Raw genomic sequence first — 26940 nt, forward strand, 5'->3', positions numbered from 1 at the left:
CACGCAGGTTCCGGGGATACAGAGGCAGAACAGAAAACCGGCGACGCGCGTTCGCGCCACAACGCCGGAAAGAGGCGAGACATGGCAGCAGCGGACTGGGGCGGCATGAACGCCGGCTATCCCGACTCCACCACAACGACGCAATCCATCCCCGCAGCTTCCGGCGCGTCCTCCGGCGTGGGCCGGGCGTTGCACGTGCTTGGCGCGCTCCTGTCGGTCGCGCTGATCGCGGGGCTGGGGAACTGGGGTTACACGCTGGTGATGCGTGACGTGACCGGCATCCCGGTGGTGCGCGCGCTCGAGGGGCCGATGCGGGTGCAGCCCGACAATCCCGGCGGTGTGGCGGCGGATTACCAGGGTCTGGCGGTCAACACCATCGCCGCCGAGGGTCAGGCCGAAGGGCCGACCGACAGCGTCACCCTGGCGCCGGCGCCGGTCGCGCTGGCCGAAGAAGACCGCCCGGCAGTCAGCGGCGCCGAAGTCGTCGCGGTGCCGGTAGCCGAAGCCGACGAGATGCCCGCAGCCGCCGTGGAAAGCGCCGAGCCCGACCCGATGGCCGTCGCCATGGCGCTGGCCGAAGCGGTCAGCGAAGGTGTCGCGCCGCTGACGGGCAAAGAGGCCGATCTGTCGATGGCCGAGACGCCCGAGGCACCCGAAACACCCGCAGCAGATGAACTTGCCGCCGACATTGATCGCATCCCGGCCAGCGTGCCCGGCGTCACCCTGTCGCCGCGCCCGGCGCCGCGCCCTGCGGAATTGGTGACCCGTGCCGCGCTGACGCCGGCAAGCTCGGTCGCGCCGGTCATCGAATCCGTGTCCGGCGCGCGTGAAGTTGACCCCGAAACCATCCCGACCGGCACGCGGCTGGTGCAACTTGGCGCCTTTGACAGCGAAGAGGTTGCGCGCATCGAGTGGGATCGGCTGGCCGGCCGCTTCGAGGATATTCTCGACGGCAAATCCCGGGTGATCCAGCGTGCGCAATCGGGTGGCAAGACCTTCTATCGCCTGCGCGCGATGGGGTTCGAGGATTTGTCGGACGCGCGCCGCTTCTGTGCCGCGATGATGGCCGGGCAGGCGCCCTGTATCCCGGTCGTGACGCGTTGAGCCGACCGGGCGCCTACATCCTTGGATGCGAGGGGCCGGTGCTTACCCCCGCCGAGCGCGACTTTTTCCGCGCCGCGCAGCCCTGGGGCTTCATCCTGTTTGCCCGCAACGTCGAAAACCCCGATCAGCTTCGCGCGCTCACCGTCGCGTTGCGCGACGCCGTCGGGCGCGAGGCGCCGGTGTTCATCGACCAGGAGGGCGGACGCGTGGCACGCATGCGCCCGCCGCATTGGCGCGACTGGCTTCCGCCTTTGGACCAGGTTCGCCAGACCAGGCGTCACGCCGCGCGCGCGATGTATCTGCGCTATCGCCTGATCGCGGACGAACTGCGGGCGGTGGGCATCGACGGCAATTGCGCGCCGGTGCTCGACATCGCCCGGCCCGATACCCATCCGGTCCTGAAAAACCGCTGCTATGGCGACGACGTGGTGCATGTGGCCGATATCGCCGGCGCGGTGGCCAGTGCGCTGGTCGATGGCGGCGTGCTGCCGGTGGCCAAGCACATCCCCGGCCACGGCCACGCCACGCGCGACAGCCACGAAGATCTGCCGCGCGTGTCCGACAAGCTCAAGGCGCTGAAAATCAGCGACTTCCTGGCGTTCGAGGCGGTCGCCAACCTGCCGATCGCGATGACGGCGCATGTGGTCTTCGAGGCGCTCGACCCCGACAACCCGGCGACCACCTCGCCCGCGGTGATCACGATGATCCGCGAGAACATCGGCTTTGGCGGCCTGCTGGTGACCGACGATATCTCGATGGGCGCCCTCAGCGGCCCCGTCGCCAGCCGCGCGTGCGCCGCACTCGCAGCCGGCTGCGACGTGATCCTGCATTGCAAAGGCGACATGTCCGAAATGCGGGCCGTGACCGAGGCCGCAGGCTCCCTGTCGGATGCCGCCAATGCCCGCGCCGAGGCCGCCCTGGGCTGGCGCCGCGCACCGCGCGCCATTGACATCGCCGCGCTGGAGGCCGAATTTCACGATCTGATGACAGGCCGGACGTGACATGGCGGGTGATGAGTTTCAGGCCGACGTTCTGTCGGTATCCGAACGGATGGCCGCCGAGGCGTTGATCGTCGATGTGGACGGCTACGAAGGCCCGCTCGACCTGCTCCTGACCCTGTCGCGCACCCAGAAGGTCGACCTGCGCCGCGTCTCGGTGCTGCAACTGGCCGAGCAATACCTGGCCTTTGTCGAGAAGGCCCGTCACCTGCGCATCGAACTGGCGGCGGACTACCTGGTGATGGCGGCCTGGCTCGCGTTTCTGAAATCGCGCCTGCTGCTGCCCCCCGAACCCGGCGACGAGGGGCCATCGGGCGAGGAACTCGCCGCGCATCTGGCCTATCAGCTCGAACGCCTGCAGGCGATGCGCGAAGTGGCCGCCACCCTGATGGCGCGTGACCGGCTGGGGCGCGATTTCTTTGCCCGCGGCATCCCCGAGGACGTGCGCCGCACCCGGCGCGTGACCTATACCGCGACCCTCATGGACCTGATGCAGGCCTATGCCCGCATCCGCACCAAGGACGAATTTCGCCCCTATGTGATGGACCGCGACGCGGTGATGACGCTGGAAGAGGCGCTGGAGCGGATGCGCGGGCTGATCGGCTTTGCCGGCGACTGGACCGACCTGACCAGCTATCTGCCCGAGGGCTGGCAGGTCGATCCAGGCCGGCGCCGCTCGGCCACGGCGGCGAATTTCGCCGCCTCGCTGGAGCTTGTGAAGACCGGCGCGGTCGAGATACGCCAGTCGGACACGTTCGCGCCGATCCAGATACGAAAGAGGCACGATGGCTGAGGACGACGACCCCCAGGCCCCCGCCGAAAGCCTGTTCGAAGCCCCGCCGATGGGCGAGCAGGAACGCATGGTCGAGGCGATCCTGTTCGCCTCTGCCGATCCGGTGCCGGTCAGCGACCTGGCCGCGCGGATGCCGCATGGCTCGGACCCCGCCGAGGCGCTGGCGCATCTGCGCAAACGCTACGAGGGGCGGGGCGTGCAGGTGGTCCGGGTCGGGGATGCCTGGGCGATCCGCACCGCGCCAGATCTCGGTTTCCTGATGCACAAGGAGGTCGTGGAAGAGCGCAAGCTGAGCCGCGCCGCGATCGAGACCCTGGCCATCATCGCCTATCACCAGCCGGTGACGCGCGCCGAGATCGAGGAGATACGCGGCGTCAGCGTGTCGCGCGGCACGGTCGATCTGTTGATCGAACAGGGCTGGATTCGCTTTGGCCGGCGCAAGATGACACCGGGCCGCCCGGTGACCTTCGTGGTGACGCCCGAGTTTCTCGACCAGTTCGGGCTGGAAAGTGCGCGCGATCTGCCCGGGTTGAAGGAGTTGCGCGCCGCCGGGCTGCTCGACAACCGCCCGCCGCCGGGTGGTCCGGGCGACGAGGACGACGACGGCGAGGATGGCGACCAGTCGGAACTGTTCGAGGAATAGCGCGACCGGCGTGCGGGGTTGGGCGGGGTCGTCCGATCTGGTAGAATGTCGCGAAAACACGAGGCAGCCATGAATATCGAACAGATAATCCGGATGATCACGCGCATGGTGATGCGCCGCGCGATGAACCGCGGCATCAACGCCGGCATCGACTTGGCCGCGGGCCGTGGCAAGCCGAAACAGGACATGACACCGGAAGAACGCCGCCAGACCCGGCAGGCCCGCCAGGCCGCCAAGCGCGCCCGTCAGGCGGCGCGTTTGACGCGACGCATGCGCTAGACCCGAACGGGCGCCCTCAACCCACCCGGAAATGCTTGGACAGCTTCAACCCCTGGCCCTGGTAGTTCGACTTGATGCCCGCGCCATAGAGCGTATCGGGCACCGCGGCCATGCGTTCATAGACCAGCCGGCCCACCACCTGCCCGTGCTCCAGCACGAACGGGGCCTCGTGGCAGCGCACCTCGAGCACCCCGCGCGAACCTTTGCCGCCCGCCGCGTCATGGCCGAACCCGGGGTCGAAAAAGCCCGCGTAGTGCACCCGGAATTCGCCCACCATCGCCAGGTATGGCGCCATTTCGGCGGCGCAATCGGGCGGGATATGCACCGCCTCGCGGCTGACCAGGATGTAGAAGGCGCCGGGGTCGAGGATGATGCGACCCTCGCGCGTGTGGATCGGCTCCCAGTATTCCGCCGGGTCGTAGTGGCCGATCTTGTCGAGGTCGATGACCCCGGTGTGCGGCTTGGCGCGGAAGCCGACCAGGTCGCCCTCGCGCGGTTTCAGGTCGACCGAAAAACCAAGCCCGTGGTCGATCACCGCCGGCCCGTCCACCAGCCGCTGATCGGCATGGCGTGCGCTGAGCTCGGCATCGCTCAGCACCGCCTGCCCACGCCGGAACCGGATCTGGTTGAGCCGCATTCCGGGGCGCACCAGAACCGAGAAACTGCGCGGACAGATCTCGGCATAGAGCGGGCCGTGATAGCCCGGCGCGATCCGGTCGAATTCGACGCCGCCATCGGTGATGGCGCGGGTCAGAAGGTCCAGCCGCCCGGTCGAGCTTTTCGCATTCGCCACCGCCTGAATGCCCTCGGGCAGCGCCAGCCCCTCCATCAGCGGCACCACGTAGACCGCGCCTTTTTCCAGCACCGCCCCGTCCATAAGGTCGATCCGGTGCATCTCGAACTCGTGCAGGCGTTCGGCCACGGTGGCGCCCGCACCCGTCAGGAACGAGGCGCGCACCCGGTAGGCGACCGTTCCAAGCCGCAGGTCGAGCGAGGCGGGCTGGATCTGGTCGGCGGTGATCTCGGGGTCGGCGGTGATGAGGCCGTCGCGCACCATCCCGGCGATTTCCTGGCTGGGGAGGACGCCGGTTCCCGTGTCTGTGCCGGTGTCTTTGCTGGCTTGAGTGGTCATCGCGTCCTCATGCTGGACAAGCAAACGCCCGCCACAGGTCTGGGCGGGCGGGGCCGGTTCCGGCGTCGGAATTGGTCGGGCTAGCAGGACTCGAACCTGCGACCTTCCGTCCCCCAGACGGACGCGCTACCAGACTGCGCCATAGCCCGACGTGGGCATCTACATAGCGGTTTTGCGCGCGGGGGCAAGGTGCAATGCGCATGTTTTCGGTTTAGCCCCGGGGGGGCGAATCCGCGCCGGTCCGGCTGGCCAGCGCGCCCAGACGGTCGGCCAGCGCCCACAGCGTTTCGACCGGGAAATCGACCTCGGCGGCGCGTGCGGCCCGAAGTTGTGCGGCCACCGGCGCGGTGTCGGGATAGAACGCACCGTCGTCGGGGTCGGGGCCGATATCGGGCATCACCAGAGCGGGCCGATGGACCGCCGGGGCAGGGGGTGCCGGTTCGGCGTCGGCGGGCGGTTCCGGCCCCGTTTCGGTCGTCTCCGGCTCGGCCTCGTGGGCCGCGAAGTCCAGCGCCTCGGGGCTGGCCATCGGGTCGGCCGGGTCGGGCGCTTCCGGCATCGGTTCCGGGTCGGGCTCCGGCGGGGTGAAATCGGCGGGCGGCGGGGCTTCGTCCATCTCCGCCCCTTCAAAGGCGTCGGGCTCGGCGTCATTGGCATGAAACGCGACGCGCTCGGGGCTTTCGAACGGGTCCGCATCGTCGGGCGTGGGGGTGTAGTCGTCCCGCCAGAAGGGGTCAGGCTCTTCGTCCGGCTCCGATGCCGCGTCGTCGGCCCGATCCGGCTCCGGCTCAGCGGACGTTTCCGCCTCCGGCGCGCTTGACGCTTCGGCCTCCCAAGCGCTGTCGTCCGCTTCTTCGGTGTCCTCGCCGCGGCGTTCCGACAGATCGACCACGTTGGAGGGCGTCACGTCCTGCGTCTCGGCCCCGAGGTCGAGCGGCGGCGACATGCCCGCGACATGCTTCACGCCCTGTTCGCGCAACAGCTTCTGCACGCCGCGAATCGTCATGCCGTCTTCGTGCAGAAGTTTTCGGATGCCGCCGAGCAGTTCCATGTCGGCGGGCCGGTAGTAGCGCCGTCCGCCGGCGCGTTTCACCGGTTTGACCTGCGAAAAGCGGCTTTCCCAGAAGCGCAGCACATGGGTGGGCACGCCCAGCCATTCGGCAACCTCGCTGATGGTGCGGAATGCCTCGGGTGACTTCTGGTCCATATCGCCGCCTGTGTCGCTGCCGGTTGTCGTGGTGATGCTCGGGTCCGGGTCTAGCGCCGGTTGCCAGCGGCCACGCGTTCCTTCATCAGGTGAGAGGGGCGGAAGGTCATCACCCGGCGCGGCAGGATCGGCACTTCTTCCCCGGTTTTCGGGTTGCGGCCGACGCGCGCGGCCTTGTCGCGCACCGAGAACGTGCCGAAGGACGATATCTTCACCGTCTCGCCGCGCGCCAGTGCATCGGACATGTGACCCAGCACGCTTTCGACCAGTTGCGCGCTTTCATTGCGTGACAGACCCACCTCGCGGAACACCGCTTCGCTCAGGTCCATGCGGGTCAAGGTTTTTCCAGTCATGCGTCCCCCTGGCAGAAATCGGTGCCGCAAGCATGGGCGCATCGGGTTTTCAAGTCAAGATCAACGGTTTGGCCTCAGAGTTTGAGGCAACTACCAGCGCAGCACCACCGCACCCCAGGCCAGGCCGCCGCCGATGGCCTCGGTGACGATCAGATCGCCCTGTTTGATCTGGCCGCGCGCCTTGCCGATCGACAGCGCCAGCGGGATCGAGGCGGCAGAGGTGTTGCCGTGATCCTGCACCGTGACGACCACGTGATCCATCGACACGCCCAGCTTTTTCGCGGTGCCCTGGATGATGCGCAGATTGGCCTGGTGCGGCACGATCCAGTCGACATCGTCATGTCCCAGTCCGGCGCGCGCCAGCGCCGCGTCGGCGGTGGCGGCGAGTTTCTCGACCGCCTGGCGAAACAACGGGTTGCCCTGCATCTTGACCACGCCGGCGGTGCCGGTGGTGGACACGCCGCCGTCGACATAGAGCATGTCGCGATGGCGGCCGTCGGAATTGAGATCGGAGGCCAGGATGCCGCGGTCTTCGGGCGTGCCGGTGCCCTCGGCGGCCTCGAGCACCAGCGCCCCGGCCCCGTCGCCGAACAGCACGCAGGTGGCGCGGTCGGTCATGTCCAGGATGCGCGAGAAGGTCTCGGCCCCGATCACCACGACCCGCTCGGCCTGACCCGACAGGATCAGCGCGTTGGCGGTGGTCAGGGCGAAGACGAATCCGGCGCAGACCGCCTGCACGTCGAACCCGAAGCCGCGCCGCAGCCCCAGCCCCTCCTGCACCATGGTGGCGACCGAGGGAAATGTCAGATCGGGCGTCGAGGTGGCGACGATCACCGCGTCGATCTGCCCGGCCTCCATGCCGGCGTCGTCCAGCGCCGCGCGGGCGGCCGCGATGGCCATTTGCGACGTGGTTTCCCCCTCGGCGGCAAAATGGCGCCGCTCGATCCCCGAGCGAGAGCGAATCCACTCGTCGGAGGTGTCGACCTTGTCCTCGAACCACGAGTTTGGGACGATCCGTTCGGGGAGATAATGCCCCACCCCCCGGACCACCGCGCGTTTGGTCATTTCGATGCTGTGTCCTGCTCGGCGTCTTTGTCCGCGTCATCCTGACGCGCCACGGGGACATATGCAACCCGCGCAGCCAGTTTGTCGTTGAAGCCCGACCGGGCCAGGTCATGGGCCAGTTGCACCGCCGCGGCGATGCCGGTCGGGTCGGCCGATCCGTGGCTTTTCACCACCGTGCCGGTCAGCCCCAGGAACACCCCGCCATTGACCCGGCGCGGGTCCATCCGGGCCGACAGGCGCTTGAGCGAGGTTGAGGCGAACATCGCAGCCAGCCGCGACAGCGGCGTCGCCGTGAAGGCCGCCTTGAGGAACCCCTTGAACATGTGCGCCGTGCCCTCGGCGGTCTTCAGCGCGACATTGCCGGTAAAGCCGTCTGTGACCACCACGTCGACCTTGTCCGACGGAATGTCCGATCCCTCGACATTGCCGATGAACTCGAAGGTGCCGCTTTCGGCAGCGTCCTGAATCAGCTCGGCGGCGGCCTTGATCTCGGACCGGCCCTTGTGATCCTCGGTGCCGACATTCAACAGCCCGACCCGGGGGCGGGCGAGGCCCAGGCTGTTGCGGGCGAAACTCACCCCCATCAGCGCGTATTGCATGAGGTCCATCTCGTCGGCGCGCACATCGGCGCCGACATCCAGCATCACGTTGAATCCGCCGGGGTTGGTCGACGGCCAGTAGCAGGCGATGGCCGGGCGGTTGATGCCCGGCAGCTTTCTGAGGCGCATCATCGACAGCACCATCAGCGCGCCGGTGTTGCCGCAGGACACGCAGACCTCGGCCTCCTTGTCGCGCACCGCGTCGATGGCCGACCACATCGAGGTGTTCTTGCCCGATCTGAGCACCTGCGCCGGCTTGTCGTCCATCGTCACCACGCCCTCGGCGTGGCGCACATCGCAGCGGCCCGCGAGTTCGGGGTGCTTGGCGACAAGCCCGTCAAGCTCGGCCCTGTCGCCGTGCAGGATGAAGGCGATGCCGGGATTGGCGCGCGCGGACATGGCAAGACCGGCAACGACGGTTGCCGGCCCGAGGTCGCCGCCCATGGCGTCGACCGATACAACGATTCTCTGCGTCCCGGCGGGCACGGTCCCGGTCTTGTTAAGCTCGGTCAGTGCCGCCATGTCTGGGCCGGGGAGACGGGGCGCGGCTTACGCCGCGTCCTCGTCATCGAACACCGCCTCGTCGACCATCGCCACGACTTCGCGGTCGTTGTAGGACCCGCAGGACGGGCAGACGTGGTGCGGGCGCTTGAGTTCGCCGCAGCTCGGGCATTCGTTCGGGTTCGCGGCCACAAGGGAGTCGTGACTGCGGCGCATGTTGCGGCGCGACCGCGTGACTTTGTTCTGCGGGACAGCCATGTCCAAACCTCGATATTCGGGGGCCGTGCGGATCGGTCCGGGGCCCGGTGTTTTCTGAGTCTGACCGCCTATATGCGCAAACGCGCCCGCTGTCCAACCCATCACATGAAGAAGCGCGGAACATAGTGCGATTTTGCCCGCGCGCAAGGTATTTCTGTGCCCTCTAACAGGATTCGCGGCGCGCGTTCAAGCGCGCTCAGCTGTCGCTATCCTCGTCGCCGCCCAGCTTGTCGCGCAGGCCGGCCAGCCCGGCGAAGGGCTTGACGTCCTCGTCGGTCAGGGCGGCCTTGCCCGGCTCGGTCACGGCAGCATCGCCCGGTCCCACGCCCTCGGCGCGCGGATAGAGCGGCAGCGCCAGCGCCAACGCCTCGACCATCACCGCGCCGATGTCGATCACTGCCCCCAGCGGTTCGTCGTCCACCTCATCGGGCAGTTCGACCTCGTCGCCCTCCGGCTCGGCATATTCTTCCCGCCAGACCCGGCTGATGGTTTCCTCGATCCGGGTGGTGACGGGGGTGAGCGTGACGACACAGGGCTGCACCACGGTGGCGCCCAGGCGCGCGACCAGCCGCCAGTCGCGCCGGCCCTCGGGTTCCAGCCGCCCCTCGAGGCGCAGCTTGCGCAGGTCCAGAAGACCGAGGTCGTCGGCGATCCGGCGCCGCGCCTCGGCGTCGGGCAGGGCCAGAACCGGTTGGGTCTGCCGGGCCACGAGTCCCGAAACCCTCAGGACCGGGCCGGGCTGTTGCGTTGCATTGCTGTCGCTCATGGCGTTCTCGGTCTTTCGTTTCTTGAATAACGCGCTATCCTTATGTAAGCCGATAGCCAGAACAAGCCGGACAAGGCAAGGGGGGCGGTATGTCGAACGCGGGCTGGTTGGTAAGAACCTTGGTGACAGCACTGGCGCTTGTCGCCCTTGCCGCATGTTCCCCGGTCTACCGGTATCATGGGTTCATCCCGACGGATGAAGACCTCGAGGAAATCGCGGTCGGGCTTGACACCCGCACCACGGTGGCCTCGATCATCGGCAAACCGGGCGCTTCGGGGCTGTTGGCCGAAAGCGGCTGGTATTACGTGCGCAGCGAGTTCAAGCACCAGACCTACCAGGCCCCCGAAGAGACCGAGCGCGAAGTGGTCGCGATCAGCTTCGACGAGGACGGCGTGGTCGAGAACATCGAACGCTTCGGGCTCGAACGTGGCCAGGTCGTGGTGCTGTCGCGCCGTGTGACTGATTCGAACATCAAGGGCGTCTCGATCCTCGACCAGCTGTTCGGCGGCCTGGGCGGCGCGAGCGCGATCCGCAACCTGATCAACAATCGCTGATCGCAGGGGCGGCCCGGCGGCCGCCGGGCCGAGCAGCCTGCTCAGGACGAGGGTTCATCCTTCGGGGTGTAGTCGATTGCCACCCCGTTGATGCAATAACGCAAGCCGCCGGGGCCGGGGCCATCGGGAAAGACATGCCCGAGATGGGCACCGCAATTGTCGCAATGCACCTCGGTGCGGCGCATCCCGAACCGGTCGTCCCGGCTTTCGCCCACCGGCGCCTCGTCCAGCGGCCGGGTAAAGCTGGGCCAGCCGCAACCGGCATCGAACTTGTCGACCTGGTCGAACAGCGGCGCCCCGCAGCAGGTGCAGGAATAGCGGCCCGGCGCCTCGGGAAAGTCGTCATGCGTGAACGGGCGTTCGGTGCCGTGGTTGCGCGTGACCTCATAGGCCAGGTCCGACAGTTGCGCCCGCCACTCGGCATCGGACTTGGTCACGGGCCTCTTTTTCTGGTCCATTGCGGTCTCCTCTGGGCTGGGTGCAGGCTTGCCATCGGGCCGCCTCGGTTGCATATGTAGGCGCGGCGCTGGCATGCGCCAACATCCCGGGGGGTTCCTTGTCTCACAAGGCGTTGATCGAAAAGGGCCGCTATGCCGCGCGGCTGGCCGAAAACCCGGGCGATATTGCCCGCGCCCAGGCCCTGCGCGCAAGGGTCTTCCGCCCCGGAAAAGGCCCGACCTCGGATGCCGACGCCTTCGATCCGATCTGCCGGCACGTTCTGATCGAGGACCGCGACAGCGGCGAACTTGTAAGCTGTTTTCGCGTCCTGTCCCTCGCTTCGGGGGCCGAGATTGGCCGAAGCTACTCGGCGCAGTTCTACGACCTGACCGGGCTTCTGGACTATGCCAGCCCGATGGCCGAAATCGGCCGGTTCTGCATCACGCCCGGGGTGCAGGATGCCGATATCCTGCGCCTGGCCTGGGCCGCCCCGGCCATCGTCATCGAATCGAGCGGCGCGCGGCTTCTGTTCGGCTGCACCTCGTTTCGCGGCAACGACACCACACCCTATCTCGACGCCCTGGCGCTGCTGCGCGACCGTCACCTTGCGCCCGAGGGCTGGCGCCCCGGCGTCAAGGCGCCGGAGGTCTTCGATTTCGCCGACAATCCCATCGTCGACCCCGACCCGACCCATGCCCTTCGGGTGATGCCGCCGCTTTTGCGCACCTATCTCGCGATGGGGGGATGGGTGTCGAGCCACGCGGTGATCGACCGCGATCTGGGCACGCTGCACGTCTTTACGGGGCTAGATGTCGGCGCGGTGCCGGAGGGGCGCAAAAAGCTCCTGCGCTCGGCATCGCAGTCGAGTTGACGCCGCCCCGGCCCCCGGATACCTCCGCCCCATGGCCCGCGCACCGCTTCTGCAACTGACCGACATCTCGCTGACCTTCGGCGGCAACCCGGTGTTCTCGGGTCTCGACCTGGTGGTGCACCCGGGCGACCGGGTGGCGTTGGTCGGGCGCAACGGATCGGGCAAGTCGACGTTGATGAAGGTGATGGCCGGGCTGGTCGAACCCGACACCGGCAGCCGCGTGCTGCCCGCCGGCACCTCGACCGGCTACATGGAGCAGCACCCGGACCTGTCCGCCTTCGCCACACTGGGAGAGTTCGCGGCAAGCGCGCTGGAGCCGGGCGAGGACTACCGCGTCGAACGCGCCGCCGAGGGGTTGAAGTTCGACCCCGACACGCCCTGCGCGACCGCCTCGGGCGGCGAAAGGCGGCGCGCGGCGCTGGCCAAGCTGCTGGCCGAATCGCCCGACCTCATGCTGCTCGACGAGCCGACCAACCACCTCGACATCGAGGCGATCGCCTGGCTCGAGGATGAGCTTGCCGCCAGCCGCGCCGGTTTCGTGATCATCTCGCACGACCGGGCGTTCCTGCGCGCCCTGACCCGGGCGACCTTGTGGATCGACCGGGGCGTGGTGCGCCGCCAGGAACGCGGCTTTGCCGATTTCGAGGCCTGGCGCGACAAGGTCTGGGCCGACGAGGACATGGCGCGTCACAAGCTCGACCGCAAGATCAAGGCCGAGGCCCGCTGGGCGGTCGAGGGCATCTCGGCCCGGCGCACCCGCAACCAGGGCCGGGTGCGCGCGCTCGAGGCGATGCGCGAGGACCGCGCCGCCCAGATCCGGCGCCAGGGTGCGGCGGCGATGGCGCTGGAGTCCGGCCCGAAATCCGGCAAACGGGTGATCGAGGCGCGGGGTATCTCGAAGACCCTTGGCGGGCGGCGGATCGTCTCCGACTTCTCGGTTCTGATCAACCGCGGCGACCGGGTCGCGCTGGTCGGGCCGAACGGGGCGGGCAAGACCACGCTTTTGCAAATGCTGATCGGCCACCTGGAGCCCGACGAGGGCCAGGTGAAGCTCGGCACCGGGCTTGAGATCGCGGTGTTCGACCAGAATCGGGCCACGCTCGACGAGGACGCGACGCTTTGGGAGAACCTGGTCGGTGACAAGGAATTGCGCGTCTCCGGCAAGGCCGACCAGATCATGGTGCGCGGTGCGCCGAAACACGTGGTCGGCTACCTCAAGGAATTCCTGTTCGACGAGGCCCAGGCCCGCGCGCCGGTGCGTGCGCTGTCGGGCGGGGAAAAGGCGCGGCTGATCCTTGCCCGGATCATGGCCAAGCCCTCGAACCTGCTTGTGCTGGACGAGCCGACGAACGATCTCGATGTCGAGACTCTGGACCTGTTGCAGGAACTGCTGGCCGATTACGACGGCACGGTGCTTCTGGTCAGCCACGACCGTGATTTTCTCGACCGTGTGGCCGCGACCACCATCGCGATGGACGGAGACGGGCGCGTCACCATTCATGCCGGTGGGTGGACCGACACACTGGCGCAACGCACCCAACCGGCGGCCGCCGACGACAGGCCCGCCGCCAGGCCGGCCAAGGCCGCGCCGGCAAAGCCGCGGGTGGAAAAGCCCACGCAATCCGGCCTCAGTTTCACCGAAAAACACCGGCTCGAGGCGCTGCCCGACGAGATCGACCGGCTGTCCGCCGAGATCGCGAAACTGGAGGAACTGCTGTCGGACCCGGATCTGTTCACCCGCGAGCCGGTCAAGTTCAACAAGGCCACGCAGGCCCTTGCCGAACGTCAGGAAAAACTGGCCACGGCCGAGGATGACTGGCTCGCCCTGATGGAAAAATCCGGGGCCTGAGCCTGCATCCAGGCGAAAACCCTCACCTTCGCGGCGATTCTCCGCGCGCGCGCGAGAGAATCATGACAGTCCGGCCACCATGATCACGGCAGCGTAATGCGTGGCCGAGGCGGCCAGCACATGCCCATGCCAGATGGCGCGCGAGAACGGCCAGTGGTCGCGGTGATGGAAGATCGTGCCGAGCGTGAAGATCAGACCGCCAACCACGATCAGCACCAACGTCACCATCGGCAGCGACTGGATCAGCGGCCAGGCCGCGATCACGCCCAGCCAGCCCTGCGCCAGGTAAAGCACGAACCCCAGCGCCTGCCAGCGGTGGAAGAAGGCCAGCTTGAGCACCACGCCGATCAGCGCGATCCCCCAGGCCCCCGCAGCCAGCGCGATGCCGCGCCCGCCACCGATGCCGATCAGGGCCATCGGCGTATAGGTGCCGGCGATCATCAGGTAGATCGCGGCATGGTCGAAGCGTTGCAGGATGGCCCGCGCGCGGGCGTGCAGCGTCATGTTGTAGGCCGCCGACAGCCCGAACGACAGCAGCATCCCGACGCAATAGAACACCAGCGGCACGATCCGATCGACCGGGACGGACATCGCCGCCCAGGTCAGAAGCACGACCGTGCCCGCCACCGCCGCCACCACACCCAGGGCGTGCATGACGCCGTCGGCGATGTGTTCGGCCAGCGAATGTGGCAATTGAGGCAGTTGGGGCAGCGTCATGCGGTCGATCCTATGGGGCAGGGCTTGCGATCATCTTAACGCAGCGCACGGACCGGTCATCGGGTGACGTTGCGCCCCCGGTCACAACCGGCAAAACGTCGCCGACGGGCGCTTGCCCTACCAGCGCCCGGACGCACCGCCACCGGAAGACGATCCGCCGCCGAACGACCCGCCCGAGGACGATGACGACCGGGTGATCCTCGGGATCGTGTAGAGGACCGTGTCGTGATAGTTGCAATGCGGACAGGTCACGTCGCGTTCGCCCTTGCCGGTCGATGTGCGGGTGGCTTTCTCCAGCACGTTCTTCCTGGTGCGAATGCCGCGCTTGCCGCAGGACGGGCAGCGCGAGAACCGGTCTCGGATGCGTCCGCCAAAGGCCGCCAGCGCGAAGACCCCGGCAAAGAGTGCCGCGAAACCGCCAAAGATCCAGCCACCGCCGCCGCCGCCTGCGCCGCCACCGGCGGGTTCCTCGCCCGCCGCCTGCACCCGCGCGATTCGCTGGATCACCGCGTCGGTGCCGGCCTCGATCCCGGTCGAGAAATCGCCGTCGCGGAATTCGGGCAGGAACACCCGGTCGATGATGTCCTTGGCCTCGCGGTCGAAGGCGGTGCCATAGCCCGACCCCAGCTCGACCCGCATTTCGCGATCTTCCGAGACTACCAGGATCAGGATGCCGTCATTGCGTTCGGCATTGCCGATGCCCCAATGGTTGAACAGTCCGGTGGCGAAATTCTCGAGACTGCCGGTGCTTTCAAATCCCCAGCGGGTGTAGATGGTCAGGACGGTCGCCTCGACCCCGGTTTCCTCGCGCAGGGCCTTGAGTTGCGACATGATGCGCTGCTCGGCCCCTTCCTCGATGACGTTGGCGTAATCGTTGACGTAGACGTTTTCATAGACGGGCCAGCTTTGCGCAGCGGCAAAGGCGGGCCAAAGCACCAGAAACAGGGCGAAAAGGCGTTTCATGGTCGACCTCCCATCAACTCGTGAACCACAGATGCGATCATCATGACATCGTCGCGCGTGCAGTCAAATTGTCCCACCTGCACACGGATCAGAAAATGCCCGTCGCGGCTGGTCTGGGTCAGGTAGATGCGCCCGTCGCGGTTGATCCGTTCAAGCAGGTCGGCGGTCGCCGCGTCGTCCTCCAGCCGGAAGGTGAACAGCGACAGGATCGGCTCGGTCACGATGGTGACGCCGGGCAGGGCGGCCAGCGCATCGCCTGCCTCATTGGCCCAGGCGACGTGGTTGCGGATGCGCGCGCGCAATCCGCTCAGCCCCTCGGCACGAAGCAGGAACCAGAGCTTCAGCGCGCGAAAGCGGCGGCCCAGCGGCAGGGTCCATTCGTTGTAGTTGACCACCTCATTGGCGCCCTGCGTCTTCAGATAGTCCGGGCGCAACCCCATCGTGGCGATCTGCGGCGCCGGATCGCGCAGGAACTGGACCGAGCAGTCGAACTGCGCGCCCAGCCACTTGTGCGGGTTGAAGACGATGCTGTCGGCGCCCTCGACGCCCGCCCAGAGCGGCCGGAATTCCTCGCAGATCATCGCAGATCCTGCCCAGGCGGCATCGACATGGGTGGGCAACCCATGCGCCTTGGCCACCGCGATGCAGGCGGCAAGGTCGTCACAGGCCCCGACCGAGGTGCCGCCAGTGGCCAGGATCACCCCAGCGGGGGTCATGTCCGCCGCCAGATCAGCCCGGATCGCGGCGTCGAGCGCCCCGGGGTCCATCGAGTAGAGCGGATCGTCCGCGCGCCCCGACACCTTGACCAGGTTGTCTTGCCCGATCCCTGACAGCCGCGCCGCCTTGTCGACCGAGGAATGCGTCTCTGACGACGCATAGAGGCGCAGGCGCGGCTGGCCTGACAGGCCCGCGCGCAAACCCTCATGGCCCAACGCCAGCTCGCGCATCGTCAACACCGCCGAAAACGTCGCGGTGGTGGCGCTGTCGTGGATCGTGCCGGTGAAATCCCCGGGCAGGCCGACGGCGTCGCGCAGCCAGTCAACCACCAACGCCTCCATCTCGTTGGCCGCCGGCGCGGTCTGCCACAGCATCGCCTGACCGGCCATCGCATTGGCAAGCTGCTCGGCCAGCATCGAGACCGGCGCGGCATTGGCCGGAAAATAGCCGAAGAACCGCGGGTGCTGCCAATGGGTCGTTGCATCCGGCACCAGCCGGGCGAAATCGTCGAAGATCGCCTCGACCGGCTCGGGCTGTTCCGGCACCGGCGCCTCGATCAGCTTGCGGAAATCTCCGGGTGCGATGTCGGGCCGCACCGGGCGGTCGCGCAACCCGGCGTGATAGTCGCGCGCCCAATCCGCCGCGCGTTTGGACCAATTAGCCAACTCGTCGTGATTCATCCCCGCTCCTTCATCTTGGCTCATACACTCCGGGGGCGTTCAGTTTGCAGCGCAAACTGAACGTTGGGGGCAGCGCCCCCGGGCCGGAGGCTCAGGCCCCCTCGAGCGCCGCGATGATCGGCGAGAAATCGGCGGCCTTGAGGCTTGCCCCCCCGACCAGCGCGCCGTCGACATTGGCGACCGCGAAGATCTCGGCGGCGTTCGTCGGCTTGACCGATCCGCCATAGAGGATGCGCATCTTGTCGCCTTCGCCCTCGAAACGTTCGACCAGTGCGGAGCGGATGAAATCGTGGACCTCGGCGATCTGCGCAATCGTCGGAACCTTGCCGGTGCCGATCGCCCAGATCGGCTCATAGGCGATCACCGCATTGGCCCCGGTCAGCCCGTCGGGCAGCGAGCCGGCCAGCTGCGCCCCGATCACGTCGAGCGTGCGCCCGGCCTCACGCTCGGCCAGAGATTCGCCCAGGCAGATCACCGTGACCAGCCCGGCGCGCATCGCCGCTTCGGCCTTGGCGCGCACGTCGGCGTCGGCCTCATGGTGATCGGCCCGGCGCTCGCTGTGGCCGACGATCACGTGGCTGGCGCCCGCGTCGAGCAGCATTTCGGCGGAGATGTCGCCGGTATGCGCCCCCGAAACGGCAGCGTGGCAATCCTGGCCGCCGGTGGCGACGGGGCCGCCCGCGACCGCGTCCGACATCCGGGCGAGCAGCGTGGCCGGCGGGCAGATCAGGATATCGACCGAAGGGTCGGGATGGGCCGCCGTCAGCGCCTCGATCTCGGCCAGCGAGGCGCCGGTGCCGTTCATTTTCCAGTTGCCTGCCGCAAGTCCGCGCCGCATGTGACTTCTCCCGTTGTGTTGCGAGCCGAAGCCTAGCGAAAACGGCAAGGGGCGCAATGCGCAAGCGGTGCGGCGAATGGAACGGGGGGTCAGAGCGCGGCCAGCGCCCTTTCAGCCCAGTCGCAGGCGAGGGTCGCGTCGTCGAGGGCGGCGTCGGGCAGGGTCCAGTAATTCATGCCGCGCCCGTCTTCCATCTCGAATTTCACCGATCCCACGGCGGCGAGGGTTTCGGCAAACGCGCCGGAGGCTTTCAGGTAGATCTGACCGGAGGAGGACAGGATCGCGAAGATCTGCCCGTCGCGGTAGATCGACAGGCCGCCCATCATTTTCCTGTGGGTGATGCCGCCCAGGCCATCGAACAGCTCGTGAAAAAAGGCGATGTCGCTGTCGCTGACGCTCACCCGTCCTGGCCGATGCTTTCGTCGAACTTGATCGACTCGCCGCAGCCGCAGGCCTCGGAGACGTTGGGGTTGCGAAAGCGGAAGCCCGATTCGAGCAGGCTGACCTCGTAGTCGATCTCGGTGCCGAACAGGAACATCTGCGCCATCGGCGCGATCATCACCCGGGCACCGTCCTGCTCGACGATCTCGTCCAGCGGGTCGACCTCGTCGACGTATTCCATGGTGTATTCCATCCCGGCGCAGCCGCCCTTCTTCACGCCGATGCGCAGGCCCTGGTGGCCATCCTTCTGCATCAGCTTGGCGATTTGCTTGGCGGCGGTGTCGGTCATCGCGACCGCCTGCTTGCCGGGGATCGAAAACATGTCTGGTCTCCTTGTTCGCCCTGTCAACCTAGGGCGTCAGGGCGTGCCGCTCAAGGGGCGCGCAGAGCAGGGCCGCGCGTCACGCGATCACATGAAGCCCAGTTCCAGCCGCGCCTCGTCCGACATCATGTCCATGCCCCAGGGCGGGTCCCACGTCAGGTCCACCGAGACCGACTGGACCCCATCGACCGGCCCGACCGCATCGGTGATCCAGCCGGGCATCTCGCCCGCCACCGGGCAGCCCGGCGCGGTCAGGGTCATCAGGATGTGAACTTCGTTGGCGTCCGATATCTCGATCGTGTAGACCAGCCCCAGGTCGTAGATATTGACCGGGATTTCCGGGTCATAGACCGTCCGGCACGCCTCGACGATGGCCGGGTAGAGCGGGTGGTCGGTCGACGAGGGTTTGATGATCGGGGCGCCCTCGATTTCGGGTGTCTCACTGTTCATCGCGCGTTTCCTGTAATCCTGACCGAACATATAGGATTTCTTTTTTCCGAGGTCTAGGGGCGGGTTTTGGCCAAATTGTCGCCCTTCGCCCCCGCGCAACCCGCAGGCCGCGCCGGGTCAGTCGAGATCGAGCGGCAGCGCGGTGGTTCGCTTTTTCTCGCGCAGAACGAAATGCGTGGTCGAGGAACGCACCAGCCCAAGCCCCAGCAAACGCTGCATCAAAAAGCGCTCCAGCCCTTCGGCATCGCGGGCCACGACCTTGAGGATGTAGTCGTCGGTGCCGGTGGCCGAGGCGCATTCGACGATCTGGTCGTCCTGCGCCACGAAGGCATCGAAGCGGCGGATGGTGTCCTCGCCGTGGTCGATCAACGAGACGTGAACATAGGCCCGCGCGCTCAACCCGATCCGGCGCGGGTCGATCAGCGCGGCGTAGCCCGCGATCAGGCCGGACTGTTCGAGCTTGCGCAGCCTGCGCCAGCACGGCGAGGTCGACAGACCGGCCTGGGCCGCGAGATCCTGCACGGAAATCCGCCCGTCGCGCTGGAGGATCGACAACAGGCGCTTGTCGGTTTCATCGAGTGGGGGATGATCTTTGCTCATTACACAGTTCAGGTAGAAAATGTTTCCCAAGAGGATGCAAAGCCGCACCCGAAACGCAAATCAATTCCCGAATCTCTCGGGTAACTTTGCCGTAAGGTTCGCCGCAATGCGCAAGGAGGACGCCATGCCAAAGACCAGCCGTCATGTCGCGAAAACCCCCGATGCCGATGGCCACATCGCCTATACCCCGGAAGAAAACGCCGTCTGGCGCGACCTCGTGGCCCGGCAGGCACCGAATGTCCGCCGGCACATGGCGCGGGCCTATCTGGAGGGGCTGGACCGGTTGGACCTGCCGCGCGACCGGGTGGCGCAGACCGGCGAGGTTTCGGCGGTGCTCGGACCTCTGACCGGCTGGCGGGTCGAGCCGGTTCCGGCCCTGATCGCCTTCGGGCGTTTCTACCGGATGCTGGCCGACAAGGCGTTCCCGGCGGCGTCCTTCATCCGGACCCGCGAGGAATTCGACTATATCGAAGAGCCGGACATTTTCCACGAAATCTGGGGCCACACGCCGCTGTTGACCGACCCGCGGTTCGCCGCCTTCACCCATGCCATCGGGCAGGCCGGGGTGCGGGCCGACAAGGCTGATCACGCCTGGCTGATCCGGCTTTACTGGTTCACCATCGAGTTCGGGCTGACCCGCGAAGACGGCGAGCTCAAGGCGTTGGGGTCGGGGCTGGCGTCCAGTCCGACCGAACTGCCGTGGAGCGTGTCGGACGGCCCCGAACATCGCCCCTTCGACGTGATCGACATCCTGCGCACGCCCTACCGGATAGACATCCATCAGCCGCTCTACTACGTAATGGACGACATCGACGACCTGTTCCGGGCGGCCGAGCGCGACCTGCTGGCCGATGTGCGCGCGGCCCGGACCCAAGGCCTGTTCGCGCCGCTTTACGAGCCTGCGGACCCGGACCGGGCCGCGTCCTGAAGGAGATTGGCAATGACCACCTGCAACCTGACCGACAAGCATTGCGTGCCCTGCGAAGGCGGCGTGCCGCCCCTGACCGAAGACGAGGTGGCGGGCTTCAAGGCCGAGTTGCACGATGACTGGACCACGGATGGCGTGAAGCTGGTGCGCCGGTTCGAATTCAAGGGCTTTGCCAAGCCGGTCTACACCGCCAACGTGGCCGCCTTCGTCGGCGACAAGGAGGGGCATCACCCCGACATCGCTTTCGGCTGGGGCTATTGCGAGGTGACCTTCACCACCCACGCCATCGACGGACTCAGCGAAAACGACTTCATCTGCGCCGCCAAGCTGGATCAGATCGTCGCAGCCTGACCGCAGGCGCGGCTTTTTTATTGATGCCTGTCAGTCCCTTGCCCTAGGTTCGACCGGAAGGAAAAGGGACGGTGCCGGGTGTTTTATCGGGGCAGGGTGAGCTGGTTGAGTTTGGCCGGGGTCGTTGGCCTGGCCGTTCTCGGCGCCTGTTCTTCCAACGCGATCGAACAGTTGCCAGTGGTGGAGCCGGGCCGCACCGATGTGCTCGCCCCGTATGAAGAAGCCGACTGGCCGGCCTATCTCAAGCAACTTGGCCTGCCGCGGAGCCGCGACTATGTCACCGTCGCGTTTCTGCCGACCAGGTATCCCTTCGACCTGCGCAATGCGCAGGTTGCGCGGGCCTCGCTGGTGCGCGGGTTGACCGACCCGACCGCCGAGATCGAGGCCGACACCAAGATCGGTCACGCCATCGTCGGCTGGCAATGCGGCGCGCATCGGGGCATGGCTTCGATGACCGGCGCCGGGGACAATGTCGGACAGACGATGATGGCGCAGGGCTGGGGGTTCGCGCCGTTCTTTTCGACCTTCACCGATGGGTCGCTCTATCCCGAGGGCGGGCATCGGCGCGATCACATGGAACGCCTTGCGTCCGGCGGTGGCGTGGTGACCGCCATCGAGGTCGGTCGCGCCGAATGCGAGAACCTGCGCGCCGCCCTGACCCGGTTCCTGACCCACCCGAACCAGCCGCAGACCCGCTACAGCATGCTGCTCGATCCGGGCCGGTTCGAGGGTGGCGGCTGCATTTCCTTCGCCGCCTACCTGCTGAACGCCGCCGGGGTGATGCGCGAGGTCACGCCGCATTTCCGGCGCGAGATCCCGATCCATGCCGGGATGATCGGCGTGCCTGCGGTTCGCCCGCCGGTGGCCGAGCCCTATGTGCCGCCCGATCCGTCCTGCTGTGCCGGGCCGCGCTCGGTCTTTTCGGCGATGTCGACCGACTGGGGCGAGACGCCGGTGGTGGACAGGGTTTCGTCGCTGGACAACGAGCTGATCTTCGCCGGGTTGGTCGAAATGCGGCGCGGCGTGGCGCCCGGTGACGACTGGCGTTTCGCCCGGGTGCTTGCGTCCGATGGGGACGCGCCGCTGATCGCGGTCAAGGCGACATCGCTGCGGTTCGCACAGCAATATCCGGTGCGCCGGATCGCCGACCCCGGCGGCACCGCGGCGCTGGTGCTGGAGCGGCGCTAGGCGGGCGCAAAGCCGTCGCCTTGCTTGTGTGGCGTGCGGATTCGCGCGACAAGCAGGAAAACCCAAGCCGAAAGACCCCAGATGAGCGCGACATTCCGGTTCACCCTGAACGCCACCGATGGCCGCGCGCGGGCCGGGGTGATCTCGACCCCGCGCGGCGACATTCGCACCCCGGCTTTCATGCCGGTCGGCACCGCCGCCACGGTCAAGGCGATGCTGCCCGAGAGCGTGCGCGCGACCGGAGCCGACATCCTGCTGGGCAACACCTATCACCTGATGCTGCGCCCCGGGGCCGAGCGCATCGCACGTCTGGGCGGCCTGCACCGGTTCATGAACTGGGACCGGCCGATCCTGACCGATTCGGGCGGTTTCCAGGTGATGAGCCTCGCCGAATTGCGCAAGCTGACCGAGGAGGGCGTGTCGTTCCGCTCGCATATCGACGGCTCGCGCCACATGCTCAGCCCGGAAACCTCGATGGAGATCCAGCGGCTCCTGGGCTCCGACATCGTGATGTGTTTCGACGAATGCCCGGCGCTGCCGGCGGACGAAGCCCGGGTGGCGGAGTCGATGCGCCTGTCGATGCGGTGGGCCGCACGCTCGCGCGAGGCGTTCGGCGACCGGCCGGGCCATGCGCTGTTCGGCATCCAGCAGGGCGGCGTCACCGAGGAATTGCGCGGTGAAAGCGCCGAGGCGCTCAAGGCCATCGGCTTTGACGGCTATGCCATCGGCGGGCTGGCGGTGGGCGAGGGGCAGGAGGCGATGTTCGGCGTGCTCGACTATGCGCCTGACATGCTGCCCGAGGACAAGCCGCGTTACCTGATGGGCGTGGGCAAGCCCGACGACATCGTCGGCGCGGTGGGGCGCGGCGTCGACATGATGGATTGCGTGCTGCCGTCGCGTTCGGGCCGGACCGGGCAGGCGTTCACCCGCCGGGGCGTCGTCAATATCAAGAACGCGCGCCACGCCGACGACCCGCGCCCGCTGGACGAAGACTGCGCCTGCCCGGCCTGCCGGGGCTATTCGCGGGCCTATCTCCACCATGTGTTCCGGGCTGGCGAGATCATCTCGTCGATGCTGCTGACCTGGCACAACCTGCGCTATTATCAAGACCTGATGGACGGCATGCGCACCGCCATAGCGGCGGGGGATTTCGCCCGGTTCGAGGCGGATTTCCACGCCGGACGCGCCGGCGGCGACATCGACCCGATCTGAGGAGCGACGCGGCATTCTGGCCGGGTCCGGGGCCCTTGCGAATTGGCCTGCCCGCCATATCCGGTGGCACCGGCCTGTGTTACCCACAGGATTTCGTAAAATCGTCCGAATTGAGGCGCCGCCGCCCTTGCCGCGCGGTATCCGCGCAGGCACAATGTCGTCACCGACACGGGCCGCGGTTGAATCCGGGGAAAGCGTCCCCAATTTATTAACGACCGCGAACAGGAGACGGGCAGAGCTGCCAAAGCCGGGGCCGGACCGTCTTGCCAGACAAGGAAAAAAGATGACCGAGCAAAAAACCCAAATCCACCCGGTGCTGCCGTTGCGCGACATCGTGGTGTTCCCGCACATGATCGTGCCGCTTTTCGTCGGGCGTGAAAAAAGCGTGCGCGCGCTCGAAGAGGTAATGGCGGATGACAAGCAGATCCTTCTGGCCAGCCAGATCGACCCGTCGGTGGACGATCCCGAGGCCGAGGGCATCTATCGTGTCGGCGTGCTGGCGAATGTGCTGCAACTGCTGAAACTGCCCGACGGCACCGTGAAGGTGCTGGTCGAAGGCCAGGCGCGGGTGAAGATCCACGCCTTCAACGAAAACGCCTCGTATTTCGAGGCCGAGGCCGAAGTGCTCGAGGAAACCCTGGGCGACGCCGACACCGTGGCGGCACTGACCCGGTCGGTGGACGAGGAGTTCGAGCGCTACGCCAAGATCAAGAAGAACATCCCTGAAGAGGCACTGGCCGCGGTATCCGCAACCGCCGAGCCGGCCAAGCTGGCCGACCTCGTGGCCGGGCATCTGGGCGTCGATGTGGCCGAAAAGCAGGAGTTGCTTGAAACCCTGTCGATCGCCGCGCGGCTTGAAAAGATCTATGGGCTGATGCAGGGCGAAATGTCCGTCCTGCAGGTCGAGAAGAAGATCAAGACCCGCGTCAAGTCGCAGATGGAGCGCACCCAGCGCGAATACTACCTCAACGAACAGATGAAGGCGATCCAGCGCGAGCTGGGCGACGATGGCGAAGGTCAGAACGAGGTCGCCGAACTGGAAAAGCGCATCGCCGAGACGCAGCTGTCGAAAGAGGCGCGTGAAAAGGCCGAGGCCGAGGTCAAGAAGCTCAAGAACATGAGCCCGATGTCGGCCGAGGCCACGGTTGTGCGCAACTACCTCGACTGGATGCTGTCGATCCCGTGGGGCAAGAAATCGCGGGTCAAGAAAGACCTGAACAACGCCCAGAAGGTGCTCGATGACGATCACTACGGGCTCGAAAAGGTCAAGGAACGCATCGTCGAATACCTCGCGGTGCAGCAACGCTCGAAAAAGCTGAAAGGCCCGATCCTGTGCCTCGTCGGCCCGCCGGGCGTGGGCAAGACCAGCCTTGGCAAATCGGTGGCCCGCGCCACCGGGCGCGAGTTCATCCGCATCAGCCTGGGCGGCGTGCGTGACGAGAGCGAGATCCGGGGCCACCGGCGCACCTATATCGGCTCGATGCCGGGCAAGATCATCCAGGCGCTGAAAAAGGCGAAAACCACCAACCCGCTGATCCTGCTCGATGAAATCGACAAGATGGGTCACGATTTCCGGGGCGACCCGGCGTCGGCCATGCTCGAGGTGCTGGACCCGGAACAGAACTCGACCTTCGTCGACCACTATCTCGAGGTGGAATACGACCTGTCGAACGTGATGTTCCTGACCACGGCGAACAGCTACAACATGCCGTCGCCGCTTCTGGACCGGATGGAGATCATCCCGCTGGCCGGTTACACCGAGGACGAAAAGCGCGAGATCGCCCGCCAGCACCTGATCGACAAGCAGGTCAAGAACCACGGCCTGAAAAAGGGTGAATACGAGCTGACCGACGAGGCGCTGACCGACATCATCCGCTACTACACCCGCGAGGCCGGGGTGCGGAACCTCGAGCGCGAGATCGCCAAGACCGCGCGCAAGGCGGTCACCAAGATCATCCGGGGCGACACCAAGGTGGTCAGCATTACCCCCGACGTGCTCGAGGATTACCTGGGCGTGCGCAAGTTCCGCTATGGCCTGGCCGAGAAGGAAGACCAGATCGGCGTCGTCACCGGGCTGGCCTGGACCAGCGTGGGCGGGGATCTGTTGTCGATCGAGGCGCTGCGCCTGCCCGGCAAGGGCCGGATGAAGACCACCGGCAAGCTGGGCGACGTGATGAAGGAATCGATCGACGCGGCTTCGAGCTTCGTGCGTTCGATCGCGCCCGACATCGGCGTCAAGCCGCCGCAGTTCGAGAAATGGGACATCCACGTCCACGTGCCCGAAGGCGCCACGCCCAAGGACGGGCCGTCGGCGGGGGTGGGGATGGTGACCTCCATCGTCTCGGTCCTGACCCAGATCCCGGTGCGCAAGGACATCGCCATGACCGGCGAGGTCACGCTGCGCGGCAATGTGCTGGCGATCGGGGGCCTGAAGGAAAAGCTGCTGGCCGCGCTCAGGGGTGGGATCAAGACGGTTCTGATCCCCGAGGAGAACGTGAAGGACCTGGCCGAGATCCCCGACAACGTGAAAGAGGGGCTGACGCTGATCCCGGTCACCAACGTGCGCGACGTGCTCGAGCACGCGCTGGTGCGCAAGCCCGAGCCGGTGGAATGGGACGAGGCCGCCGAAGAGGCCGCCGCGGCGCTGAAGTCGAAGGACGAATCCGCGGGGCAGGTGGCGCACTGAGCCACCGCCAGCTTGAAACGAAAAAAGGCGCGCCCTCGTGGCGCGCCTTTCCTTGTCGGTGGTCTGCAGTCAGCCGCGGCGTGATGCAGCCAGGATGCCCGGGATCAAACCGGCAGAAGCACCGGCGTCGCGGTGAGCGCGAAGATGACGAACAGCCCGAACAGGATCGGCGCCAGTGCCTGGTCCGTCAGGCTGGTGGCGGCGTCCTGCATGATGAACACCTCGTCCATCACCGGTGCCGCGGCGGTATCCGCGAAGCCCGGTGCGGCCATCGTGCCGACCATGAGCGCGGCGCCCAGCGCGGCGGTCTTGAGTATGCGTTTCATGTTCCCCTCCAGAGTCTTGAACGTATTCACAACGCTACAGCTATCAGTCGACCGCACGCATCTCCAGCCCCAGTTTGCCGTAATCGACCATGTAATAGCCACCCAGTTCGGAAACCGCCTGCGGCGTGTGGGCCAGCACATCCTGCGCCATCACGCCTTCCCAGACCTGCGATTGGCCGAGATAGCGGAAATGATAGAGCGGCAGCCCGTTGTCCGCCGTGCCGACCCGGGTGACATCGGTCTTGAGACGCGCGTCCGACGCATTCCCGACAACCGCGATAGGCCCGCCCGCGACAGCGGCCATTGCGGCCAGCACGAAGGCGACGAACAGCAGCGGCGCCAGCAGGTCGTCATCGGATGATGTCGCGTTCTGGGTGATGAAGACCGGGTCCATCACCGGCTGGGCGCTGGTCTCGGCGAGCGCGGCGGTCGGGACCGCTGTGGCGAGCGCCGCGGTCAATGCGAAGTGTTTCATCGGATAAATCCCCCCTGATTATCCGATCCACCTCACCTCAGTCGGTGCTGTTCTGTCAAGCGTGACCATCCGGTGACGAATTGTCACCAAACCATCGCGGAGGCCCTGATTCACTGGATTTCAATACCTTGCTGGCGTATTGTTTCGAGGAACGGGACAATAAACGAAGGGCAGTCAAAACATGGCTACGACAAAGGCAGCCAGCACTCCGCGCAAGCGCGCCACCACGCGGGCATCGGCAACCGCCAAACCAAAGGCGACCAAGGCCAAGGTGGTCAAGTCCACGACCGCGAAAACCACCCCGCAGACCACGACCAAGGCGCCGGTCCAGGGCGTGACGGCGGCCGAGGCGGCGCCGGGGCAGGTGTTGAGCAAAAAGGAACTGTTCGCCCGCCTCAAGGCCCGCACCCCGGGCGTGAAGGGAAGCGACACCCGTCAGGTGATGGAAGCCATGCTGGACGAGTTGGGGGAGGCGCTGACCGCGGGCCAGAACCTCAAGCTGCAACCGCTCGGCACGGTCAAGGTGCAGCGCCAGAAGGCTGTTGGCGGCGCGGACATGGTGGTGCTGAAACTGCGCCGGAAAAAGCGCAATCCCGAGGGGAAAGACCCTCTTGCAGAGGCCGCGGAGTAGGGCTA

Annotated in this window: 32 protein-coding genes and 1 tRNA gene; 14 read left to right on the forward strand and 19 right to left on the reverse strand. The window is 66.8% G+C overall.

All coding sequences use genetic code 11. The annotated features are described in order from the left end of the window. Positions 1-81: 81 nt before the first annotated feature. The 5 genes from FVF75_RS09510 (at position 82) to FVF75_RS09530 (ending at position 3817) form a co-directional block, all read left to right on the forward strand. A complete protein-coding gene (locus FVF75_RS09510) occupies positions 82-1104 on the forward strand; it encodes an SPOR domain-containing protein (protein ID WP_148377739.1) in 1023 nt (340 codons plus the stop codon). Beyond that, positions 1101-2105, forward strand: a complete 1005-nt coding sequence (locus FVF75_RS09515) for a glycoside hydrolase family 3 N-terminal domain-containing protein (protein ID WP_148377740.1) — start codon at positions 1101-1103, stop codon at positions 2103-2105. Before FVF75_RS09510 ends, FVF75_RS09515 begins: the two co-directional genes overlap by 4 nt. Position 2106: 1 nt before the next feature. Then, positions 2107-2895: a segregation and condensation protein A gene (locus FVF75_RS09520; protein WP_148377741.1), complete on the forward strand. Its 789-nt coding sequence runs from the start codon at positions 2107-2109 to the stop codon at positions 2893-2895. Continuing rightward, positions 2888-3538, forward strand: coding sequence for an SMC-Scp complex subunit ScpB (scpB, locus tag FVF75_RS09525; protein WP_148377742.1), 651 nt, complete (start codon positions 2888-2890; stop codon positions 3536-3538). Before FVF75_RS09520 ends, scpB begins: the two co-directional genes overlap by 8 nt. Positions 3539-3607: 69 nt before the next feature. Then, positions 3608-3817, forward strand: a complete 210-nt coding sequence (locus tag FVF75_RS09530; protein WP_148377743.1) for a hypothetical protein — start codon at positions 3608-3610, stop codon at positions 3815-3817. A 16-nt stretch (positions 3818-3833) separates the two neighbouring features. On the opposite strand, the gene FVF75_RS09535 is transcribed toward FVF75_RS09530, so the two are convergent. From FVF75_RS09535 to FVF75_RS09570, 8 genes are all read right to left on the reverse strand, one after another. After that, positions 3834-4949, reverse strand: a complete 1116-nt coding sequence (locus tag FVF75_RS09535) for a 2'-deoxycytidine 5'-triphosphate deaminase (RefSeq protein ID WP_148377744.1) — start codon at positions 4947-4949, stop codon at positions 3834-3836. Positions 4950-5021: 72 nt separating this feature from the next. Further along, positions 5022-5098: transfer RNA gene (locus FVF75_RS09540), tRNA-Pro, on the reverse strand. 62 nt (positions 5099-5160) lie between these two features. Continuing rightward, entirely contained in the window at positions 5161-6156 is a 996-nt protein-coding gene (locus tag FVF75_RS17740; RefSeq protein ID WP_246138053.1) for a MerR family transcriptional regulator, read from the reverse strand. Between the two features lie 50 nt (positions 6157-6206). Then, on the reverse strand, positions 6207-6509 hold the full coding sequence (ihfA, locus tag FVF75_RS09550; RefSeq protein ID WP_148377745.1) for an integration host factor subunit alpha: 303 nt from the start codon (positions 6507-6509) through the stop codon (positions 6207-6209). Positions 6510-6599: 90 nt separating this feature from the next. After that, entirely contained in the window at positions 6600-7574 is a 975-nt protein-coding gene (locus tag FVF75_RS09555; RefSeq protein WP_148377746.1) for a beta-ketoacyl-ACP synthase III, read from the reverse strand. Beyond that, complete coding sequence (gene plsX, locus FVF75_RS09560) at positions 7571-8695, reverse strand: phosphate acyltransferase PlsX (protein ID WP_148377747.1); 1125 nt, start codon at positions 8693-8695, stop codon at positions 7571-7573. The genes FVF75_RS09555 and plsX overlap by 4 nt, the downstream gene beginning before the upstream one ends. Positions 8696-8722: 27 nt before the next feature. Then, positions 8723-8932, reverse strand: a complete 210-nt coding sequence (rpmF, locus tag FVF75_RS09565; protein ID WP_148377748.1) for a 50S ribosomal protein L32 — start codon at positions 8930-8932, stop codon at positions 8723-8725. Between the two features lie 196 nt (positions 8933-9128). Beyond that, positions 9129-9698 carry a YceD family protein gene (locus FVF75_RS09570; RefSeq protein WP_148377749.1) on the reverse strand — a complete coding sequence of 190 codons (570 nt, stop codon included), beginning with the start codon at positions 9696-9698 and terminating at the stop codon, positions 9129-9131. A gap of 89 nt (positions 9699-9787) precedes the next feature. Here FVF75_RS09570 and FVF75_RS09575 point away from each other — a divergent pair, with 89 nt between their 5' ends. Next, the gene (locus tag FVF75_RS09575; RefSeq protein WP_148377750.1) at positions 9788-10252 is read left to right on the forward strand and encodes an outer membrane protein assembly factor BamE; all 465 of its coding nucleotides are present in this window, start codon (positions 9788-9790) and stop codon (positions 10250-10252) included. A gap of 41 nt (positions 10253-10293) precedes the next feature. Here the strand turns inward: FVF75_RS09575 and msrB are convergent, their stop codons facing one another. Then, positions 10294-10710 carry a peptide-methionine (R)-S-oxide reductase MsrB gene (msrB, locus tag FVF75_RS09580; RefSeq protein ID WP_148377751.1) on the reverse strand — a complete coding sequence of 139 codons (417 nt, stop codon included), beginning with the start codon at positions 10708-10710 and terminating at the stop codon, positions 10294-10296. 98 nt (positions 10711-10808) lie between these two features. On the opposite strand from msrB, the gene FVF75_RS09585 reads away from it, so the two are divergent. Together FVF75_RS09585 and FVF75_RS09590 are read left to right on the forward strand one after the other, a co-directional pair. Continuing rightward, positions 10809-11561, forward strand: a complete 753-nt coding sequence (locus FVF75_RS09585) for a GNAT family N-acetyltransferase (protein WP_148377752.1) — start codon at positions 10809-10811, stop codon at positions 11559-11561. Positions 11562-11592: 31 nt separating this feature from the next. Further along, on the forward strand, positions 11593-13410 hold the full coding sequence (locus FVF75_RS09590; RefSeq protein ID WP_148377753.1) for an ABC-F family ATP-binding cassette domain-containing protein: 1818 nt from the start codon (positions 11593-11595) through the stop codon (positions 13408-13410). Between the two features lie 60 nt (positions 13411-13470). Here the strand turns inward: FVF75_RS09590 and trhA are convergent, their stop codons facing one another. The 8 genes from trhA to FVF75_RS09630 all read right to left on the reverse strand — a co-directional run bounded on the left by trhA (position 13471) and on the right by FVF75_RS09630 (position 19138). Then, positions 13471-14127, reverse strand: a complete 657-nt coding sequence (gene trhA / locus FVF75_RS09595; RefSeq protein ID WP_148377754.1) for a PAQR family membrane homeostasis protein TrhA — start codon at positions 14125-14127, stop codon at positions 13471-13473. A 117-nt stretch (positions 14128-14244) separates the two neighbouring features. Continuing rightward, positions 14245-15090, reverse strand: a complete 846-nt coding sequence (locus FVF75_RS09600) for a TPM domain-containing protein (protein ID WP_148377755.1) — start codon at positions 15088-15090, stop codon at positions 14245-14247. Further along, the gene (locus tag FVF75_RS09605) at positions 15087-16487 is read right to left on the reverse strand and encodes a pyridoxal phosphate-dependent decarboxylase family protein (RefSeq protein ID WP_148377756.1); all 1401 of its coding nucleotides are present in this window, start codon (positions 16485-16487) and stop codon (positions 15087-15089) included. Before FVF75_RS09605 ends, FVF75_RS09600 begins: the two co-directional genes overlap by 4 nt. 91 nt (positions 16488-16578) lie before the next feature. Next, positions 16579-17325, reverse strand: coding sequence for a triose-phosphate isomerase (gene tpiA / locus FVF75_RS09610; protein WP_148377757.1), 747 nt, complete (start codon positions 17323-17325; stop codon positions 16579-16581). An 89-nt stretch (positions 17326-17414) separates the two neighbouring features. Further along, on the reverse strand, positions 17415-17726 hold the full coding sequence (locus tag FVF75_RS09615; RefSeq protein WP_148377758.1) for a TfoX/Sxy family protein: 312 nt from the start codon (positions 17724-17726) through the stop codon (positions 17415-17417). After that, positions 17723-18088 (reverse strand): HesB/IscA family protein, encoded by a 366-nt coding sequence (locus tag FVF75_RS09620; RefSeq protein ID WP_148377759.1) that lies wholly within the window; start codon positions 18086-18088, stop codon positions 17723-17725. Before FVF75_RS09620 ends, FVF75_RS09615 begins: the two co-directional genes overlap by 4 nt. Positions 18089-18175: 87 nt before the next feature. After that, the gene (locus tag FVF75_RS09625; protein ID WP_148377760.1) at positions 18176-18538 is read right to left on the reverse strand and encodes an SUF system Fe-S cluster assembly protein; all 363 of its coding nucleotides are present in this window, start codon (positions 18536-18538) and stop codon (positions 18176-18178) included. Between the two features lie 117 nt (positions 18539-18655). Beyond that, the gene (locus FVF75_RS09630; protein ID WP_148377761.1) at positions 18656-19138 is read right to left on the reverse strand and encodes an Lrp/AsnC family transcriptional regulator; all 483 of its coding nucleotides are present in this window, start codon (positions 19136-19138) and stop codon (positions 18656-18658) included. A gap of 124 nt (positions 19139-19262) precedes the next feature. Between FVF75_RS09630 and phhA the strand changes: the two genes are divergently transcribed. From phhA to lon, 5 genes are all read left to right on the forward strand, one after another. After that, on the forward strand, positions 19263-20066 hold the full coding sequence (gene phhA, locus FVF75_RS09635; protein WP_148377762.1) for a phenylalanine 4-monooxygenase: 804 nt from the start codon (positions 19263-19265) through the stop codon (positions 20064-20066). A gap of 12 nt (positions 20067-20078) precedes the next feature. After that, entirely contained in the window at positions 20079-20417 is a 339-nt protein-coding gene (locus FVF75_RS09640) for a 4a-hydroxytetrahydrobiopterin dehydratase (RefSeq protein WP_222861215.1), read from the forward strand. Between the two features lie 96 nt (positions 20418-20513). Next, positions 20514-21605, forward strand: coding sequence for a hypothetical protein (locus tag FVF75_RS09645; protein ID WP_148377764.1), 1092 nt, complete (start codon positions 20514-20516; stop codon positions 21603-21605). 81 nt (positions 21606-21686) lie between these two features. Then, a complete protein-coding gene (gene tgt / locus FVF75_RS09650) occupies positions 21687-22817 on the forward strand; it encodes a tRNA guanosine(34) transglycosylase Tgt (RefSeq protein ID WP_148377765.1) in 1131 nt (376 codons plus the stop codon). Positions 22818-23100: 283 nt separating this feature from the next. Beyond that, a complete protein-coding gene (gene lon, locus FVF75_RS09655; RefSeq protein ID WP_148377766.1) occupies positions 23101-25503 on the forward strand; it encodes an endopeptidase La in 2403 nt (800 codons plus the stop codon). 104 nt (positions 25504-25607) lie between these two features. Here the strand turns inward: lon and FVF75_RS09660 are convergent, their stop codons facing one another. Continuing rightward, entirely contained in the window at positions 25608-25829 is a 222-nt protein-coding gene (locus tag FVF75_RS09660) for a hypothetical protein (RefSeq protein ID WP_148377767.1), read from the reverse strand. 43 nt (positions 25830-25872) lie between these two features. Then, a complete protein-coding gene (locus FVF75_RS09665) occupies positions 25873-26304 on the reverse strand; it encodes a tail fiber domain-containing protein (protein WP_148377768.1) in 432 nt (143 codons plus the stop codon). 181 nt (positions 26305-26485) lie between these two features. Here FVF75_RS09665 and FVF75_RS09670 point away from each other — a divergent pair, with 181 nt between their 5' ends. Further along, positions 26486-26935, forward strand: a complete 450-nt coding sequence (locus FVF75_RS09670; RefSeq protein WP_148377769.1) for an HU family DNA-binding protein — start codon at positions 26486-26488, stop codon at positions 26933-26935. Positions 26936-26940: the final 5 nt, after the last annotated feature.

The organism is Maritimibacter fusiformis, from assembly GCF_008086115.1.
GTDB lineage: Bacteria > Pseudomonadota > Alphaproteobacteria > Rhodobacterales > Rhodobacteraceae > Muriiphilus > Muriiphilus fusiformis.

What these genes read in the sequence shown, in the direction of transcription:
- FVF75_RS09510 (WP_148377739.1), top strand. Translation starts at nt 82, where the DNA reads ATGGCAGCAGCGGACTGGGGCGGCATGAACGCCGGCTATCCCGACTCC.
- FVF75_RS09520 (WP_148377741.1), top strand. Translation starts at nt 2,107, where the DNA reads ATGGCGGGTGATGAGTTTCAGGCCGACGTTCTGTCGGTATCCGAACGG.
- scpB (WP_148377742.1), top strand. Translation starts at nt 2,888, where the DNA reads ATGGCTGAGGACGACGACCCCCAGGCCCCCGCCGAAAGCCTGTTCGAA.
- FVF75_RS09530 (WP_148377743.1), top strand. Translation starts at nt 3,608, where the DNA reads ATGAATATCGAACAGATAATCCGGATGATCACGCGCATGGTGATGCGC.
- FVF75_RS09535 (WP_148377744.1), bottom strand. Translation starts at nt 4,949, where the DNA reads ATGACCACTCAAGCCAGCAAAGACACCGGCACAGACACGGGAACCGGC.
- FVF75_RS17740 (WP_246138053.1), bottom strand. Translation starts at nt 6,156, where the DNA reads ATGGACCAGAAGTCACCCGAGGCATTCCGCACCATCAGCGAGGTTGCC.
- ihfA (WP_148377745.1), bottom strand. Translation starts at nt 6,509, where the DNA reads ATGACTGGAAAAACCTTGACCCGCATGGACCTGAGCGAAGCGGTGTTC.
- FVF75_RS09555 (WP_148377746.1), bottom strand. Translation starts at nt 7,574, where the DNA reads ATGACCAAACGCGCGGTGGTCCGGGGGGTGGGGCATTATCTCCCCGAA.
- plsX (WP_148377747.1), bottom strand. Translation starts at nt 8,695, where the DNA reads ATGGCGGCACTGACCGAGCTTAACAAGACCGGGACCGTGCCCGCCGGG.
- rpmF (WP_148377748.1), bottom strand. Translation starts at nt 8,932, where the DNA reads ATGGCTGTCCCGCAGAACAAAGTCACGCGGTCGCGCCGCAACATGCGC.
- FVF75_RS09570 (WP_148377749.1), bottom strand. Translation starts at nt 9,698, where the DNA reads ATGAGCGACAGCAATGCAACGCAACAGCCCGGCCCGGTCCTGAGGGTT.
- FVF75_RS09575 (WP_148377750.1), top strand. Translation starts at nt 9,788, where the DNA reads ATGTCGAACGCGGGCTGGTTGGTAAGAACCTTGGTGACAGCACTGGCG.
- msrB (WP_148377751.1), bottom strand. Translation starts at nt 10,710, where the DNA reads ATGGACCAGAAAAAGAGGCCCGTGACCAAGTCCGATGCCGAGTGGCGG.
- FVF75_RS09590 (WP_148377753.1), top strand. Translation starts at nt 11,593, where the DNA reads ATGGCCCGCGCACCGCTTCTGCAACTGACCGACATCTCGCTGACCTTC.
- trhA (WP_148377754.1), bottom strand. Translation starts at nt 14,127, where the DNA reads ATGACGCTGCCCCAACTGCCTCAATTGCCACATTCGCTGGCCGAACAC.
- FVF75_RS09600 (WP_148377755.1), bottom strand. Translation starts at nt 15,090, where the DNA reads ATGAAACGCCTTTTCGCCCTGTTTCTGGTGCTTTGGCCCGCCTTTGCC.
- FVF75_RS09605 (WP_148377756.1), bottom strand. Translation starts at nt 16,487, where the DNA reads ATGAATCACGACGAGTTGGCTAATTGGTCCAAACGCGCGGCGGATTGG.
- tpiA (WP_148377757.1), bottom strand. Translation starts at nt 17,325, where the DNA reads ATGCGGCGCGGACTTGCGGCAGGCAACTGGAAAATGAACGGCACCGGC.
- FVF75_RS09620 (WP_148377759.1), bottom strand. Translation starts at nt 18,088, where the DNA reads ATGTTTTCGATCCCCGGCAAGCAGGCGGTCGCGATGACCGACACCGCC.
- FVF75_RS09625 (WP_148377760.1), bottom strand. Translation starts at nt 18,538, where the DNA reads ATGAACAGTGAGACACCCGAAATCGAGGGCGCCCCGATCATCAAACCC.
- FVF75_RS09630 (WP_148377761.1), bottom strand. Translation starts at nt 19,138, where the DNA reads ATGAGCAAAGATCATCCCCCACTCGATGAAACCGACAAGCGCCTGTTG.
- phhA (WP_148377762.1), top strand. Translation starts at nt 19,263, where the DNA reads ATGCCAAAGACCAGCCGTCATGTCGCGAAAACCCCCGATGCCGATGGC.
- FVF75_RS09640 (WP_222861215.1), top strand. Translation starts at nt 20,079, where the DNA reads ATGACCACCTGCAACCTGACCGACAAGCATTGCGTGCCCTGCGAAGGC.
- tgt (WP_148377765.1), top strand. Translation starts at nt 21,687, where the DNA reads ATGAGCGCGACATTCCGGTTCACCCTGAACGCCACCGATGGCCGCGCG.
- lon (WP_148377766.1), top strand. Translation starts at nt 23,101, where the DNA reads ATGACCGAGCAAAAAACCCAAATCCACCCGGTGCTGCCGTTGCGCGAC.
- FVF75_RS09660 (WP_148377767.1), bottom strand. Translation starts at nt 25,829, where the DNA reads ATGAAACGCATACTCAAGACCGCCGCGCTGGGCGCCGCGCTCATGGTC.
- FVF75_RS09665 (WP_148377768.1), bottom strand. Translation starts at nt 26,304, where the DNA reads ATGAAACACTTCGCATTGACCGCGGCGCTCGCCACAGCGGTCCCGACC.
- FVF75_RS09670 (WP_148377769.1), top strand. Translation starts at nt 26,486, where the DNA reads ATGGCTACGACAAAGGCAGCCAGCACTCCGCGCAAGCGCGCCACCACG.